The sequence below is a fragment of the Arthrobacter sp. 10L430 genome, assembly GCF_056395245.1.
Genome location: NZ_JBFTJD010000005.1, coordinates 133,150 through 148,588, shown reverse-complemented (window position 1 = coordinate 148,588; position 15,439 = coordinate 133,150). Strand labels below are relative to the sequence as shown.

General features: G+C 66.3%; 12 protein-coding genes. 8 read left to right on the top strand and 4 right to left on the bottom strand.

All coding sequences use genetic code 11. From position 1 onward, the window contains the following. Window positions 1-3: 3 nt before the first annotated feature. Window positions 4-873 carry an aldo/keto reductase gene (locus tag AC1DDG_RS07170; protein WP_476875506.1) on the bottom strand — a complete coding sequence of 290 codons (870 nt, stop codon included), beginning with the start codon at window positions 871-873 and terminating at the stop codon, window positions 4-6. 70 nt (window positions 874-943) lie between these two features. Continuing rightward, window positions 944-1,906, bottom strand: a complete 963-nt coding sequence (locus AC1DDG_RS07165; protein ID WP_230119674.1) for a sugar-binding transcriptional regulator — start codon at window positions 1,904-1,906, stop codon at window positions 944-946. 137 nt (window positions 1,907-2,043) lie between these two features. Between AC1DDG_RS07165 and AC1DDG_RS07160 the strand changes: the two genes are divergently transcribed. From AC1DDG_RS07160 to AC1DDG_RS07140, 5 genes are all read left to right on the top strand, one after another. Further along, complete coding sequence (locus AC1DDG_RS07160) at window positions 2,044-3,834, top strand: glycerol-3-phosphate dehydrogenase/oxidase (protein WP_476875505.1); 1,791 nt, start codon at window positions 2,044-2,046, stop codon at window positions 3,832-3,834. Window positions 3,835-3,988: 154 nt separating this feature from the next. Then, window positions 3,989-4,735 (top strand): MIP/aquaporin family protein, encoded by a 747-nt coding sequence (locus tag AC1DDG_RS07155; RefSeq protein WP_230119673.1) that lies wholly within the window; start codon window positions 3,989-3,991, stop codon window positions 4,733-4,735. Between the two features lie 62 nt (window positions 4,736-4,797). Further along, complete coding sequence (gene glpK / locus AC1DDG_RS07150; RefSeq protein ID WP_476875504.1) at window positions 4,798-6,312, top strand: glycerol kinase GlpK; 1,515 nt, start codon at window positions 4,798-4,800, stop codon at window positions 6,310-6,312. 333 nt (window positions 6,313-6,645) lie between these two features. Next, window positions 6,646-9,171, top strand: coding sequence for a leucine--tRNA ligase (gene leuS / locus AC1DDG_RS07145; RefSeq protein ID WP_230119688.1), 2,526 nt, complete (start codon window positions 6,646-6,648; stop codon window positions 9,169-9,171). 56 nt (window positions 9,172-9,227) lie between these two features. Continuing rightward, on the top strand, window positions 9,228-10,334 hold the full coding sequence (locus AC1DDG_RS07140; protein ID WP_230119671.1) for a DegV family protein: 1,107 nt from the start codon (window positions 9,228-9,230) through the stop codon (window positions 10,332-10,334). Window positions 10,335-10,358: 24 nt separating this feature from the next. Here AC1DDG_RS07140 and AC1DDG_RS07135 read toward each other — a convergent pair whose 3' ends face one another. After that, window positions 10,359-10,844 (bottom strand): hypothetical protein, encoded by a 486-nt coding sequence (locus AC1DDG_RS07135; RefSeq protein WP_230119670.1) that lies wholly within the window; start codon window positions 10,842-10,844, stop codon window positions 10,359-10,361. Between the two features lie 205 nt (window positions 10,845-11,049). Between AC1DDG_RS07135 and AC1DDG_RS07130 the strand changes: the two genes are divergently transcribed. The 3 genes from AC1DDG_RS07130 to holA all read left to right on the top strand — a co-directional run bounded on the left by AC1DDG_RS07130 (window position 11,050) and on the right by holA (window position 15,066). Then, window positions 11,050-12,081: a ComEA family DNA-binding protein gene (locus tag AC1DDG_RS07130; RefSeq protein WP_230119669.1), complete on the top strand. Its 1,032-nt coding sequence runs from the start codon at window positions 11,050-11,052 to the stop codon at window positions 12,079-12,081. A 157-nt stretch (window positions 12,082-12,238) separates the two neighbouring features. Beyond that, a complete protein-coding gene (locus tag AC1DDG_RS07125) occupies window positions 12,239-14,116 on the top strand; it encodes a ComEC/Rec2 family competence protein (RefSeq protein ID WP_476875503.1) in 1,878 nt (625 codons plus the stop codon). Continuing rightward, the gene (gene holA, locus AC1DDG_RS07120) at window positions 14,050-15,066 is read left to right on the top strand and encodes a DNA polymerase III subunit delta (protein WP_230119667.1); all 1,017 of its coding nucleotides are present in this window, start codon (window positions 14,050-14,052) and stop codon (window positions 15,064-15,066) included. Before AC1DDG_RS07125 ends, holA begins: the two co-directional genes overlap by 67 nt. 112 nt (window positions 15,067-15,178) lie before the next feature. Here holA and rpsT read toward each other — a convergent pair whose 3' ends face one another. Continuing rightward, window positions 15,179-15,439: a 30S ribosomal protein S20 gene (gene rpsT / locus AC1DDG_RS07115; protein WP_230119666.1), complete on the bottom strand. Its 261-nt coding sequence runs from the start codon at window positions 15,437-15,439 to the stop codon at window positions 15,179-15,181.

The window sequence follows — 15,439 nt, the reverse complement described above, 5'->3', positions numbered from 1 at the left end:
ATCCTAGTTGACGTTGTCGGGGTGGGAGCCGGTGCGGTGGCCGCGGTCCAGGCCGGCGATGTCCGCCATGTCCAGCGCGGACAGTTCGAACCTGTAGATATCGAGGTTCTCCCTGATCCGGTCCCAGGAGCTTGCCTTGGGGATGGCGATGTTGCCCAGCTGCAGGTGCCACCGCAGAATGATCTGGGCCGCCGACACCTTGTGTTCGGCTGCGAGCGCCAGGATGTCGGGATCCTCCAGGACCTGCCCGCGGCCCAGCGGGCTCCATGCTTCCGTAAGAATGCCCAGCTCGCGGTGCTTTTCCCTCAGTTCTCCCTGCTGAAGCCATGGATGAAGCTCAATCTGGTTGACTGCGGGCACCACCTCTGCTGTCTCCAGCAGCCGGTCCAGATGCTGCGGCTGGAAGTTGGAAACGCCGATCGCGCGCACCTTGCCCTCGCGGTAGAGCGTTTCCAGCGCTCGGTACGTTTCCTGGAACAGTCCCCGCTTGGGGCAGGGCCAGTGGATGAGGTACATGTCCACGTATTCAAGGCCCAGGTTGATCATTGAGGTGTCGAAGGCCCGCAGGGTGGCATCGTAGCCCTGATCATCGTTCCAGACCTTCGTGGTGATAAACAGGTCTTCCCTGGAGGTTGGCGGAGCGGATTCGCCTGATCCGCCCGGGGCAGCCTCCACCCCGTACAGCGAAACGATTCCGCGTGCCACACCGGATTCATTGCCGTACATCGCCGCGGTGTCGAAATGCCGGTATCCCGCTTCGAGGGCCGTGGCCACCAGCCTCGCAGTGTCCTCCCGCGGGACCTTGTAGAGCCCGTAGCCCAACTGGTCGATCAGCACGCCGTTGTTCAGGCTGAGCCGGGGTGAGGTATTCATGGCTATGACTCTACCGATATGGCTCCGGATGACAGCAGAGGAGGCGAAATTCAGGCGTGCCACGTGCGGGTCAGTTCCCGCTGTCGAAACTGACAAGCCGGCGGGCTGACGCCTCGTCGAGGATCAGGTCGGTGGCGAGGCCGGCGGCCAGGGCGCCGCGGAGCCCGTTGATTTTGGATGCGCCGGACACCACACAGATCCGCCGGCGCACCTGGCGCAGCTGGTCGAGCGAGGGCCCGGTGGACCGTTCGTTCAGCGTGATGCCGTCCGAGGAACCGTCGGCCCGGAAGAAGACGGTGGCAACGTCGCCCACCACGTCGGAGCTGGCGAGGACGTTCAGGTCGTCCTCGTCGAGGTAGCCTCCGGCGTAAACATGGCTGGGATAGTCCGCGTCCACGGATCCGACACCGAAAATGGCGATGCTCATGCGTGCCTGCAGGTCAAGGATGCGCTGCACGCTCCGTTCATTCCACATGGCCGTCTTGGTGGCTGCGTGGTCGAAAAAAGCCGGTACCGGAAACTGTTCCACCCGGGCGCCGTAGGCACTGCCGAAGCGGCGCATGATGTCGCTGGCATAAGTGATGCCTGTGGTTTGCATGTTGCCGGCCCCGTTCAGCTGCACGACGACGGTGTCGTGCGTGATCTTTCGGGTCAGGTGCCTGCTCACGGCGCTCAGCGTGCTGCCCCAGGCGACGCCAATGATCGCATTTGAATCCACGAGTGGACCGATGGTCCGGGCGGCCTGCATGGCCACGCGGTCCAGTGTTTCCGCCTCATTCAGTGTGTCCAGCACGGGCACCACGTGCACATCCACCCTGTACTGGGACCGGATCAGCCGCTCCAATTCCGGCCCGGTGTCCAGCGGGCTGCGGATCTGGATCTGGACCAGTCCCGTGTCGCGGGCTGTTGAAAGGAGCCTCGACACCGTGGACCGGGACGTCCGAAGTTCCCGCGCGATGGCGTCCATGGTGAGGTCCTGGAGGTAATAGAGCTGGGCAGCCCGGAGGGCTTCGGAATGGCGGGGACGCGGCATGTCACTTTCCGTTCTGCACGTTTGTGCATAGTGCTTGACTCCATTTTCCATTACTTCGAAGAATAGTGGTGAAAGGCGGCGCGCCCTTACGGCGTGCCGCTTAGATCAGCCCAAGGACCAAACCCAAAGGAGCAGTTTTGGGACTCAAGGATTCACCCGGCCATCCGTTCAAATCCAGCGGAGGGGGCACTGAAGCACGTGCCTCTGTGGCAAGCCTCCGGCAGCGGCCCAACGCCCGCGTTCTGATCGTCGGCGGCGGCATCAACGGCGTTGGCACCTTCCGCGATCTCGCCCTTCAGGGTGTGGACGTGGCGCTGGTGGAACGCGGCGACTACTGCCAGGGCGCCAGTGGCGCATCCTCGCACATGATCCACGGCGGCATTCGCTACCTCGAAAACGGCGAGTTCCGTCTCGTGAAGGAATCCGTGGTGGAGCGCAACCGCCTTCTGCGGATCGCGCCCCACTACGTCAAGCCGCTGCAGACCACCATTCCGATATTCAGCACCTTCTCCGGAGTTCTCGCCGCACCCCTGCGCTTCCTCACCCACAAGCAGCAGGGCAAACCGAAGGAGCGCGGTGCTTTCCTCATCAAGCTTGGGCTCAGCCTGTACGACTCCTTTTCCCGCGACGGAGGCAGCGTCCCCCGCCACCAGTTCCGCGGGCGCAAGAAAGCGCTGGCCGAACTTCCCCTGCTGCACCCCGGCGTCAAATACACGGCCACCTACTTCGACGCCTCCGTCCACAACCCCGAACGCCTCACTCTCGACGTCCTCCAGGACGGCGAGAAAGCTGGCGCAGCGGAGGCGGCGGGCAGCGCCCGTGCCAGCAACTACCTCTCCCTGGCATCGGTCAAGGGCAACGCCCCCGGGTCCAGCACGGTGGAGCTGCGCGACGAGCTGACCGGGGAAGTCTTCGACTTCACCGCGGACGTCATCATCAACACCACGGGGGCCTGGGTCGACCTCACCAACCAGGCGATGGGCGCCGCGTCATCCTTCATGGGCGGCACCAAGGGATCACATATCGTCCTTGACCACCCGGGCCTGCTGGCGGCATGCAACGGCCGCGAAATCTTCTTTGAACACACGGACGGCCGGATTGTGCTGATCTACCCCATGGGAGACCGCGTCCTGGTGGGCACTACCGACGTCGACGCCGACATGTCCGAGGATGCCGTCTGCACTGAAGCCGAGATTGACTACTTCTTCGACCTCATAGGCCATGTCTTCCCGGACATCGCGGTGAACCGGGACCAGATCGTCTACACCTTCTCGGGGGTCCGCCCCCTGCCGAAGCACGACGCCACCCAGCCCGGCTTCGTTTCCCGCGATTACCGCATCGAACGGCGGACGCCGGAAGCCGGCGGCAGCGGCGCCGTCGTACTCAGTCTTGTGGGCGGCAAATGGACCACGTTCCGGGCGCTGGCCGAGCACCTGAGCAACGATGTCCTCGCCGAACTGGGCATGGAACGGAAGGTCTCGACGGCGAAACTCGCCATCGGAGGCGGCGCCGGCTTCCCGGACACGGACGCGGGAATCCAGCAGTGGATCAAGGCCCATATGAACGGCTCACGCGACGCCGACAGGGTGTCCGGACTCCTCACCAGGTACGGCACGCGTGCCGGGGAAGTCATCCGCCACCTCGACGCCGGCCCGGACAGCCTGCTGCATTCCACCCGCGAGCTCAGCGTCCGCGAACTGGAATTCATGGCAGCCAACGAGCAGATTGGCCACCTCGTGGATGTCTTGATCCGGCGGACCTCCCTCGCGTTCCGCGGACTGGTCACCGGTGAGCTTTTGAACGAGGTCGCAGACCTGCTGGCCGAGCCGCTCGGCTGGGATGCGGCGGACCGCGCCGCGGAGATCCACCACGCGCAGGAGGTGCTCAAGCGAAACCACGGCGTCGAGGTCCACAGCCTGGTCGCCTAAGACCTGGTGTCCGGGCAGGGCAGCCCGGGCGCAAGGGCAGGGACGGGTCCCGTGGCGGACCTGTCCCGGCCGCCGCCGTCAAGGCCAAAGCATTGGCGGCACAACCGTCCTTCAAACTCGCGAAGGACTGACAACAGAAAACAAGGAGTCAAAGATGTCTCTTGGATTGGTTTTTCTTTCCGAAGTCTTCGGAACCGGCATGCTGACCCTCCTGGGTTGCGGCGTCGTGGCCAACGTCGCACTCAAGGGCACAAAGGGCAACAATGGCGGGTTCCTCATGGTCACGTGGGGATGGGGCATCGCCGTTTTCTGCGGCGTGTACGTCGCCGCCCACTCCGGCGCCCACCTGAACCCGGCCGTCACCCTGGGCCAGCTCGTTCACCGCAACGCCGAATACGCCCCCGGCGTCCCGGTAGACGCTGCCTCCACCTTCACCTACTTCGGCGGGGAGCTCCTCGGGGCCTTCCTGGGCGCCGTGGTCACCTGGCTGGCGCACAAGCAGCACTTCGACGTCGAACCTGAGCCAGCCAGCAAGCTCGCGGTATTTTCCACCGGCCCGGCCATCCGCTCGACGCTCTGGAACCTGATCACCGAAATCATCGGCACCTTCGTGCTGGTCTTCGTGATCCTCACCTTCGGCGGGACCCCCTCGGGGCTTGGCCCGCTGGCTGTAGCCCTTCTGGTGGTCGGCATCGGCGTGTCCCTCGGCGGCCCCACGGGTTATGCGATCAACCCGGCCCGTGACCTCGGACCGCGCATCGCCCACGCCATCCTGCCCATCAAGGGCAAGGGCTCCAGCGACTGGAGCTACTCCTGGATTCCGGTGGTCGGCCCCCTGATCGGCGGAACGCTGGCAGGCCTGGCCGGTCTGCTCCCGATTGTGTTCAACGCCGCCACCTGATCCGAATGACAGCAGCCCCCTGATTCACAGCACTTTTCCTTCACAACGACAAGGACGTCATCATGAGCCAATACGTAATCGCCATCGACCAGGGCACCACCAGCACCCGCGCCATCGTGTTTGACCACAGCGGCAACATCGTGTCTTCGGGCCAGATGGAGCATGAGCAGATTTTCCCGCAGGCGGGCTGGGTGGAGCACGATCCCGCCGAGATCTGGAACAACACCCGCGAGGTGATTGGATCCGCGCTCTCCAAGGCGAACCTGACCCGGCACGACATCGCCGCAGTCGGCATCACCAACCAGCGTGAAACCGCAGTGGTCTGGGACAAGACCACCGGCGAGGCCGTCTACAACGCCATCGTTTGGCAGGACACGCGGACCCAGCCGATCGTGGATGAACTCGCGAAGGAAGGCGGAGCCGAGCGCTTCAAGCAAAAGGTGGGCCTGCCGCTGGCAACCTACTTCTCGGGCACGAAGATCAAGTGGATCCTGGACAACGTCGAAGGCGCCCGGGAAAAGGCCGAGGCCGGAAACCTGGTCTTTGGAAACACGGACTGCTGGGTGCTGTGGAACCTGACCGGCGGCGTGGACGGCGGCGTGCACGTCACCGACGTCACGAATGCTTCCCGGACGCTGTTCATGGACCTGGAATCGCTGCAGTGGGACCAAGAGATCCTGCGCATCTTCGGTGTTCCGGCGTCCATGATGCCGGCCATCAAGTCCTCCTCCGAGGTCTACGGCACCGTCCACACCTCGCAGCTGCTGCGGGAAGTTCCCGTGGCGGGCATCCTGGGCGACCAGCAGGCTGCCACGTTCGGTCAGGCCGCGTTCCAGACTGGTGAGGCCAAGAACACGTACGGCACCGGCTGCTTCCTCATCTTCAACACCGGCGAGGAGATCGTCCACTCCAAGAACGGACTGCTCACCACCGTGGGGTACAAACTGGGGGACGCAGCGCCGCACTACGCGCTGGAAGGGTCCATCGCCGTCACCGGCTCGCTCATTCAGTGGCTGCGCGACAACCTCGGCATGATCAGCACGGCGCCGGAGGTGGAGACCCTCGCTGCCTCGGTGAAGGACAACGGCGGCGTGTACATCGTTCCGGCCTTCTCGGGCCTGTTCGCGCCGTACTGGCGGTCAGACGCCCGTGGCGCCATTGTGGGTCTGACTCGGTTCGTCAACAAGAGCCACATCGCCAGGGCGGCCCTGGAGGCCACCGCCTTCCAGACCAGGGAGGTGCTGGATGCGGTCAACGCCGATTCCGGCGTTCCGCTCACCGAGCTGAAGGTCGACGGCGGCATGGTCGCCAACGATGCGCTCATGCAGTTCCAAGCGGACATCCTGGGCGTCCCCGTTATCCGTCCGAAGGTGGTGGAGACCACCGCACTCGGCGCGGCCTACGCGGCCGGCCTTGCCGTCGGGTTCTGGAAGGATCTCGACGAGCTGTCGGCTAACTGGTCCGAGGACAAGCGGTGGGAGCCGGCGCTGGAGCAGGCCGAGCAGGACCGCCAGATGCGGCTATGGAAGAAGGCCGTGACCAAGTCCATGGACTGGGTCGACGAGGACGTGAAGTAGGCCCAGGCAAGCCGTACCAGAACCAGGGGCCGGCCGTCTCTTTGGAGGCAGCCGGCCCCTGGTGCTGCGGGCGTCCGCGTCACATCACCGGCGGTGGTGGAGCGCAGAAATGGCGGCGTCGGTGCCGTCGCCCGTACCGTGCGCTAGAGTAGCTTTATGCGTGCGATCCTTCTGCTTAGCTAGCCGCCCGGTATCCCGGACATACGGACTACCGAGCGGCCGCCCCTCCATGTGGAGGGGCTTTTGTGTGTCCGGGACGCATTCCCGGCAGGCGGCGGGGGATCAGACCGTTGTGACAGGACAGACGTCATGACAGAACAGAAGAGGGCAGCAGTGAGCGTTCAGCCGGAGACCGAGACCGGAACAACAGCAGGTGCAGCGGAAAGCCCCGAGGAGGGCGCTTACAGCTTCGCGGCCATGGAGGCCCGGTGGCCACAGGTGTGGGAGGATCTCAAGGTCTTCACGCCTGCCGACGACGGTTCCCGGGAGCGCCGCTACGTCCTGGACATGTTCCCCTACCCTTCGGGCGACCTGCACATGGGCCACGCCGAGGCCTTCGCCATGGGCGACGTCGTGGCACGCTACTTGCGCCAGAAGGGCTACGACGTCTTGCACCCCATCGGCTGGGATTCCTTCGGCCTGCCGGCCGAGAACGCGGCGATCAAGCGCAACGCGCACCCGAGCGAGTGGACGTACGCCAACATCGACACGCAGGCCGCGTCGTTCAAGCGCTACGCCATCTCCGCTGACTGGTCCCGCCGCCTGCACACCTCCGATCCGGAGTACTACCGCTGGACCCAGTGGCTGTTCAAGCGCTTCTACGAGCGCGGCCTCGCTTACCGCAAGGACTCACCGGTCAACTGGTGTCCCAAGGACCTGACCGTGCTGGCCAACGAGCAGGTAGTCAACGGCGCCTGTGAGCGCTGCGGCACGGCCGTGACCAAGAAGTCGCTGAACCAGTGGTATTTCAAGATCACGGACTACGCGGACCGGCTGCTGGACGACATGTCCGAGCTGCAGGGGCACTGGCCCGAGCGAGTACTGGCGATGCAGCGAAACTGGATCGGCCGCTCGGAAGGCGCGCATGTCCGCTTCGTGATCGAGGCGTCTGACGGACGAGCCGAGCGTGACGTCACCGTCTTCACCACGCGTCCGGACACCCTGTACGGGGCCACGTTCTTTGTGGTGGCCGCTGACGCGCACCTGGCCCTGGACCTGGTTACCCCTGAACACCATGACGCACTTATGGCTTACCGCGAAAAGGTCAAGGCCCTTTCGGACATCGAACGCCAGTCCACCGAGCGGGATAAGACCGGTGTGTTCACCGGCCGCTACGCCATCAATCCTCTCAACGGTGAAAAGCTGCCCGTCTGGGCAGCGGACTACGTCCTGGCCGACTACGGCACGGGCGCCATCATGGCCGTCCCCGCGCACGACCAGCGCGACCTCGACTTCGCCAAGGAGTTCGGCCTGCCTGTGCGCGCGGTGCTGGACACCGGCGAGGAGGATCCGGCCGTTTCCGGCAAGGCAACGGCCGGGGAAGGCACGCTGATCAACTCCGGTCCTCTCGACGGCCTGCCCAAGGCAGAGGCCATTCCAGCCGCCATCGGTATCCTCGACAGGCAGGGCACCGGCGAGAAGTTCGTGAACTTCCGGCTGCGTGACTGGCTCCTGAGCCGCCAGCGGTTCTGGGGCACCCCGATCCCCATCATCCACTGCGCCGAATGCGGCGAAGTGCCGGTACCCGACGAGCAACTCCCGGTTAGGCTTCCCGAAGACCTGCGTGGCGAGGCACTGTCTCCGAGAGGCACCTCCCCGCTGGCCGCGGCGGCCGAATGGGTCAACGTCGACTGCCCGAACTGCGGACGTGCAGCCCAGCGGGACACGGACACCATGGACACCTTCGTGGACTCGTCCTGGTACTTCCTGCGCTTCGTCTCCCCGCACTACACCGACGGTCCGTTCGATCCTGCGAAGATCAACGAGTGGATGCCGGTCGGGCAGTATGTCGGCGGCGTCGAGCACGCCATCCTGCACCTGCTCTACGCCCGCTTCTTCACCAAGGTCATTCATGACATGGGCCTGCTGGCCGCCGACGAGCCCTTCAGCGCGCTGCTGAACCAGGGCCAGGTGCTCAACGGAGGCAAAGCAATGAGCAAGTCGCTGGGCAACGGAGTGGACCTGGGCGAACAGCTGGATAAGTTCGGCGTGGACGCCGTGCGTCTCACGATGATCTTTGCGTCACCGCCCGAGGACGACGTGGACTGGGCCGATGTCTCGCCCTCGGGCTCGGCCAAGTTCCTGGCGCGTGCCTGGCGCCTCGGCCAGGACGTCACGAGTGCCCCCGGTGCGGACGCCAGCACGGGCGACCGTGCGCTCCGCACCGTCACGCACCGGACCATCGCCGACGCCGCGGAACTGCTGGACAACAACAAGTTCAACGTGGTGGTGGCCAAGCTCATGGAGCTGGTCAACGCCACCCGCAAGACCATCGATTCCGGTGCCGGCGGCGCTGACCCTGCGGTCCGCGAGGCCGTCGAGGCGGTGGCTGTCATCCTCAGCCTCTTTGCTCCCTACACGGCCGAAGACCTGTGGAACGTCCTGGGCCACCCCGCCTCCGTGGCCAACGCGGGCTGGCCCGCGCACGATGACGCCCTGCTCGTGCAGGACACCATCACCGCCGTGGTCCAGGTCCAGGGCAAGGTCAGGGACCGGCTCGAGGTGTCGCCCGGCATCTCGGAGGATGAGCTGCGTGAACTGGCGCTGGCCTCGGAGAACGTCCAGCGTGCCCTCGACGGCCGTGGGATCCGCACGGTCATCGTGCGGGCACCTAAACTGGTCAACATCGTCCCGGCCTAGGCGGGGTTCCGGCCGCCGGTACTTCCGGCGGCCGGCCTAATTGCAGGAGGTGTGCCGTGATTGACCGCGAGCCGGCAGCCTGGCTGTGGTTGAAAGACCACCTGGCCCGCCTCCGCCAAGCCACCGTCCCGGGACCGGTGCCGCCTGCGGCGGAACCCGCCGTCGTCGTGCGTACCGCCGTCGTGACGGACTCTGCCGCGGCGCTTCCAGCTGACTGGGTGCGCGGTTTTTCCCTTGACGGCCGGCTGGCGGTGGTCCCGATGCCCGTCATGGTGGGTGCGGAAATCTACGGCGAGGGTGAGGACGATATCGCCGACACCATCGCGGTGGCACTCGCCGCGGCTACGCCGGTGAAGACCTCCCGGCCATCGCCCGGGCAGTTTGAGCAGGCGTACCTGGCGGCCGAACGGCGCGGCTATGAGGCTGTGGTGTCCATCCATATTTCCGGTGACCTCTCGGGCACGGCGGAGTCGGCGCGCCTGGCTGCCGCCCGTGTCGGGATCCCGGTGGAGGTGCTGGACACCCGGACGGTCGGCATGGCGCAGGGGCTGGCGGTGCAAGGCGCCGTGGTTGCCGCCGCTGACGGCCGCAGTGCCGCTGAAGTGCGGAAGTTCGCCGAGGAGCGCCTCGCGAAGACCAAGGTGTACTTCTATGTTCCGAGCCTGGAACAGCTGCGCCGCGGCGGACGGATCGGTGCCGCCGCGTCGCTTTTGGGCACCATGTTCTCGATCAAGCCGATTCTTGCAGTCGACGGCGGCAAAATCGTGCCGCTCGAGAAGATCCGATCCGCCGCGAGGGCCGTCGCCCGGCTGGAGGAAATCGTGGTGGCTGACGCCGCGGCCAGGCCGCAGGGGGAGGCCAGGCTGGCCATCCACCACTTCGGAAACCGGGCCGAGGCCGAGGTCCTTGCCTCCCGGCTCGCGGTGGCCCTGCCGGACACTCCGCCGGCGCAGATCAGCTCCCTCCCGGCCGTGCTCGCAGCCCACGCCGGACTCGGTGTCCTTGCCGTGATAGTCGGTGAAAGCACTACGTCGGCTGTGGCTGCACTCAGCCCGGTGCCGGCTTCCGGCCATGTTGCTGCGGCACCGGGACGCCTGGCGGATGGGGCGAGTCCAGCGCATCCGGAACGCACGGCTGATCCGGCCGCGGGAAAGAGCAGCTGAAAGCGCTTCTCACACCGGCGGAGTTCAGCCGTTTTTCGCGGGCTTCAAAACAACCGTCCAGCTGCCATCGGTTCGGGTAGAGGAGCACTCGAACGGTATGGGGCTGGAATTGCCGCCGTCGGTGTAGGAGCCGGCCGTGTCGAAGGTGCCGTCCGGCTTTTTGATCGTTGACTTCGTCCCGGGGCTGATGGTGGCGGTGGGGTACTTCTCAGTGAGCCGCATTTCGCAGACGGTGTTGGCCTCATCCACCAGCTCGGCGTCCTGCCCGGTGAGGGCATTCTGCGTGGGTGAGGCTTTCTGCGTGGGTGAGGTCACCTGGGTGCCGTCCGTGGCCTGGGTCGGCGCGGAAGGCTCAACGGACGCCCTGTCCTTTGCCCCTGCGTCCTCGCTTGCCCGGAATGCCTGGGTTGCCACGACGATGGCGATAACGGCAAGCAGGACAACGATTGCCGCGCCGATAGTCACGGTGCGCTTGCGGCTGGATTGGGCCCTCGGCGTCTCAGTGCTCATGGAAGAACCTCTCTCGAACCGGACCGGCTCATCACCGGTGAGGAGCAGGCGCGCCAATACTGCACCCGGCAGCGCACCTGCGTCGAATAATATCCGGTAGACCCTGCGATTTGGTTGGGACCACACGAACTGGCGGTTTGAGGCTATCCACATACGAGCGGCCCGCGCTGGTGGCACGGATGCCGGGTCGCCTACGGTGGAAGGCATGTCACGCCGGACCGCTGGACCTGCAGCCAGCGATCCGTCGCGCAGCCCGGCAGGCCTGCGTCCGCCCGAGGGGGCCGAGCCGGCGGCCCCTGCCTCGAGCCGGCAACCCGCCAGCCGCCTGGCGGCGAGGCTCGGTGCCCCGCAGGTCGGTGATCCCTTCACGGAGCGTGCCGGGCTGCTGGAAATGGGGGACGGCCGGGGATTCTCCTACCGTAGCGGAGACAGGGCAGCCCGTGACTTCCGGGATTCCCCCGCCTCCCACCCTTCCGGCACGGCCGAAGCCCGTGTCAGGTGGCGCCTGGGGGTCCGGGCCGCGGTGCTGCTGGGCATCATGTCATTGCTAGTAGGTGGTTGGTTCTGGTGGCGGGTTGCGGCCACGGAACCGGAAGTTGTCCCCTTGGGCGCCGTGACGACAGGGGTCGCGGCCACGCCTGATGCGGGTGCGGGCGGCGCGGAAGAGGACGTCAGCGACGACGCCGGCGGTCCGGCCGAATCCGGAGGCCCCGGATCTGGCCCGGCCTCGGACGCTCCTTCCGGAAGCGTGGTTGTACACGTTGCCGGCGCCGTGAAGAGAACCGGCGTGGTGAAGGTTCCGCGGGGCGGCCGGGTCCACGAGGCGATTGCGGCAGCCGGCGGCGGAACTGCGGACGCGGACCTTAACCGGCTCAACCTTGCTGCGGAACTGGAAGATGGCGAGAAGATCTACGTCCCACGCCGAGGGGAAGCAGCACCGCCCGAAGCAGTGCCGCAGGGGGCGCAGCCTGGCGGATCGGGATCGGGTTCTTCAGGGACCGGGTCCGGTGCGTCCGCAGCGGGAGGCAGGAGCGGCAGCACCGCGGCCAAAACCAACCTGAACAGTGCAAGCGCCGAGGAACTGGGAAGCCTGCCGCGGGTGGGTCCGGTGCTCGCCCAACGCATCGTTGACTGGCGCGCGGAGCACGGCCCGTTCAAGACAGTGGAGGAGCTTGACGCCGTGGACGGAGTAGGACCCAAAATGCTGGAAACGCTGCTCCCGCTGGTGACGGTCTGAGATGGACGGCAACCCTGCACGGAGGACCAGTAGATGGCACCGGTACGTGGAGGCGGCCGTCAGCCCGGCTTTCGGCGAACCGGCTGCCGGAGGCCCGCCCCGGCGCTCCGGCTTCCATCCGCCACCGTCCAATGGAGGGCCTCCGGCGGCTTCCGGAGTGGTTGGTTCCGGTGCGGTTGCTTCGGGACCGGTCCGGGCGACGGGTCCGCTTGGCCCAGCCCTCCTGCAGGGAATCCGGGACCAGCTGCGGGCACGGCTGTTGCCCGAGCAGCGAGCCACCGATTCGGCCGACGAGAGACGGCGACGGCTTGACCTCCGGCTGGTCCCGCCTGCCTTAGTCGTGTGGGCGGCTGCGGGAGCCGGCCTCTGGCTTAATCCGGCCTGGCTCCTTGGCCTGTGCTGTGCCCTGGCGGCGGGCGCCGGCGTCCTGCTCCTCCGTATTCTCCGGCGCCGCAAGGCGGGAGGGCGCCCTCACCGGAGCTTCCTGCTGACGATGATGGCGGCCCTGCTTTTGGCCGTGGCCGCCGCAGCCCACTCGGTTGTCTCCTCGGCGCAGAAGCATGACGGTCCGGTGGCAGGAGCCATTGCGGCACGCGCGTCCGTTGTGGCGGAAGTGGAAATAGCCGGCGCCCCGCACGCCCTCAGAAGGCCGGGGGCGTCCGGATTGTCCGAACGCTGGGCGGTCAATGCCACGGTCAAATCACTGACCGCCCGGGGCCAGCTGCTGCGGGCCGGCGCCGCGGTGGTCATCATGGGCGGGGAGGACTGGCAGCGTGTGGTCCCCGGCCAGCTGGTCCGTGCTGCCGGGAAGCTGCGCCCTCCCGATGCCGGAAAGGTGGAGGCCGGCATCCTTGCTGCGTCCTCGGCTCCCGTAACCATCAGGGCCGCGGACGTTTGGACGGCAGAACCTGCATCACTGGGCAGGCGATTCGCGGGGGCTGCCGCCTGGTTGGACGCCGATGCCAGAGGACTCCTGCCAGGCATGGTCACGGGTGACGCCAGCGGACTCGATGAACAGCTGAAAACAGCCATGAAGACTGTAGGACTGACCCACTTGACGGCCGTGAGCGGGGCGAACTGCAGCCTGATCCTGGGCGCCCTGCTCCTCGCGGCCCGCAGCCTCCGCCTCGCCAGGGTTCCGGCCGCGGCGCTTGCCCTGGCCGGCCTCGGACTGTTTGTGCTGATGGTGGGGCCGGATGCCAGCGTGCTGAGGGCCGCACTGATGGGGGCCATCGCCTTGGCTTCTCTTGCCGGCGGAAGAACCGGACGCGGCCTGAGCTTCCTGTGCCTGGCTGTCATCGGCCTCCTGCTCATAGACCCGGGACTCGGCACGAGCTTCGGATTCCTGCTGTCCGTACTGGCCACACTCGGCATCATCGTGCTGGGGCGGCAGATCGCGGACTGGATTCCGCGCGCCGTCCCGCGCTGGGTGGCCGCGGGCCTCGCCGTGCCTTTGTCGGCCCAACTGCTGTGCGGGCCTGTCGTCGTCCTGCTGCAGCCCCAGTTCGCCACCTACTCGCTGCCGGCCAATGTACTCGTGGCGCCGCTCGTTGCCCCGGTCACTATCCTGGGAACCGCTGCGGTGCCCCTGGTGCCGCTTGTTCCGTGGCTGGCCACGGCACTGATCGGCGTTGCCGGCTTCTTCGCGTCAGGCGTCGCCGGGGTGGCCAGGTTCGCCGCCGGTTTTCCCGGTGCGGCTCCGCCCTGGCCCGAGGGGGCGTTCGGGCTGCTCACCATGGTGCTGTTTTCTGCCTTGACCTTGATTGCCGTCTGGCAGGCTGCCCACCCGGCCCAAACACGAGGGCTCATTTTTGCCGCCCACCGCGCCACTGCAGCTTCGCTGGAGCAGGTGCTTCAACGAAGGACCCGACGGCGCGGCTCGGCCCGCTCCGCCCGGCGCGGCTTGGTGCAGCCGTTGCGCCGTGGCAGGCTTAGAGTCTGCAATCCGTATCCCGGGAGGAACCAACAGTGGCCGCTGCCCAGCCCCAACGATCCAAGACGTCGGCGACGAATTCGGCCACCTGGCGGGACGTGACGCCAGCGGGAGTGGTGCTGATCACGGGTCCGGAGGAATACCTGGGCATCCGTGCCATGGACCGGGTCCGCTCGCAGGTCCGGGCCGCCGCTCCGGACGTCGAGCTCTCCCGGCTCAACGCAGGAAATTATGAGCCCGGGTCGCTCGCCATGAACGTCAGTCCGTCCCTGTTCGGAGAGAGCAAGCTGATCGAGGTCGAAGGCCTGGAGTCGATGAACGACGCTTTTCTCGCTGACGGACTGACGTATCTGGCTCGCCCGGAACAGGACGCGGTTCTGGTCCTTCGGCACGGCGGGGGAGTCCGTGGCAAGAAGCTCTTGGACGCGGTCAAAGCAGGGGGATGGCCTGTTGTTGACTGCCAGCCGCTGAAGAAGGATGCGGAGAAGACCGCGTTCGTGGTGTCGGAGTTCAAGGCAGCATCCCGGCGCATCGAACCTGAAGCGGTGCAGTCCCTCGTGAACGCCGTTGGCGCCAGTCTGTCCGAACTCGCTGCGGCCTGCAGCCAGCTTATTTCCGACGCCTCGACGGCGGTGGACGCAGAAATGGTTGAGCGCTATTACGGCGGCCGGATCGAGGCCACCGCTTTCAAAGTGGCGGACGCAGCCATGGCCGGCAACGGGCCGGTGGCGCTGTCCACCCTGCGCCATGCTCTGGCCACGGGGGCTGACCCGGTTCCGCTGGTGGCGGCACTGGCCGCGAAGCTGCGGACCGTCGCCAAAGTAGCCGGCGCCCAAGGGTCCTCAGCGCAGATTGCCAAACACCTCGGCATGCAGCCGTGGCTCGTGGAACAGGCGCAGCGTGACGTCCGGAGATGGACGCCTGAAGGCCTGGCCCGTTCCATCCAGGTGACGGCAGAGGCCGACGCGCAGGTCAAGGGCCTCTCGCGTGACCCCGTCTACGCGGTGGAGCACGCTGTCACGGTGATCTCGACGGCTGCCCGCCGCCGCTAACCACCGCTCGCCGCCACCGTCACCGCCGCCGGAGGGGCTGGGCACGTTAAAGAGATGTGGCCGGCACCAATGGTGCCGGCCACAAGCATCAGTTCAGTTGAACTGGAAAACCTTAGAGTGCGTTGACCTTCTTGGAGATCGCCGACTTGCGGTTTGCAGCGTTGTTCTTGTGAAGAACACCCTTGCTGACAGCCTTGTCCAGCTTACGGCTGGCAGTAACGAGCGCAGTAGCAGCGGCATCCTTGTCGGTGGACTCAACGGCTGTGTTGACGGCGCGGATGGCCGTCTTCAGCTCGGACTTGACTGCGTTGTTGCGCAGGCGAGCCTTTTCGTTGGTCAGGATGCGCTTCTTCTGGGACTTGATATTTGCCAC

What these genes read in the sequence shown, in the direction of transcription:
- glpK (WP_476875504.1), top strand. Translation starts at nt 4,798, where the DNA reads ATGAGCCAATACGTAATCGCCATCGACCAGGGCACCACCAGCACCCGC.
- AC1DDG_RS07165 (WP_230119674.1), bottom strand. Translation starts at nt 1,906, where the DNA reads ATGCCGCGTCCCCGCCATTCCGAAGCCCTCCGGGCTGCCCAGCTCTAT.
- AC1DDG_RS07170 (WP_476875506.1), bottom strand. Translation starts at nt 873, where the DNA reads ATGAATACCTCACCCCGGCTCAGCCTGAACAACGGCGTGCTGATCGAC.
- AC1DDG_RS07135 (WP_230119670.1), bottom strand. Translation starts at nt 10,844, where the DNA reads ATGAGCACTGAGACGCCGAGGGCCCAATCCAGCCGCAAGCGCACCGTG.
- AC1DDG_RS07155 (WP_230119673.1), top strand. Translation starts at nt 3,989, where the DNA reads ATGTCTCTTGGATTGGTTTTTCTTTCCGAAGTCTTCGGAACCGGCATG.
- AC1DDG_RS07130 (WP_230119669.1), top strand. Translation starts at nt 11,050, where the DNA reads ATGTCACGCCGGACCGCTGGACCTGCAGCCAGCGATCCGTCGCGCAGC.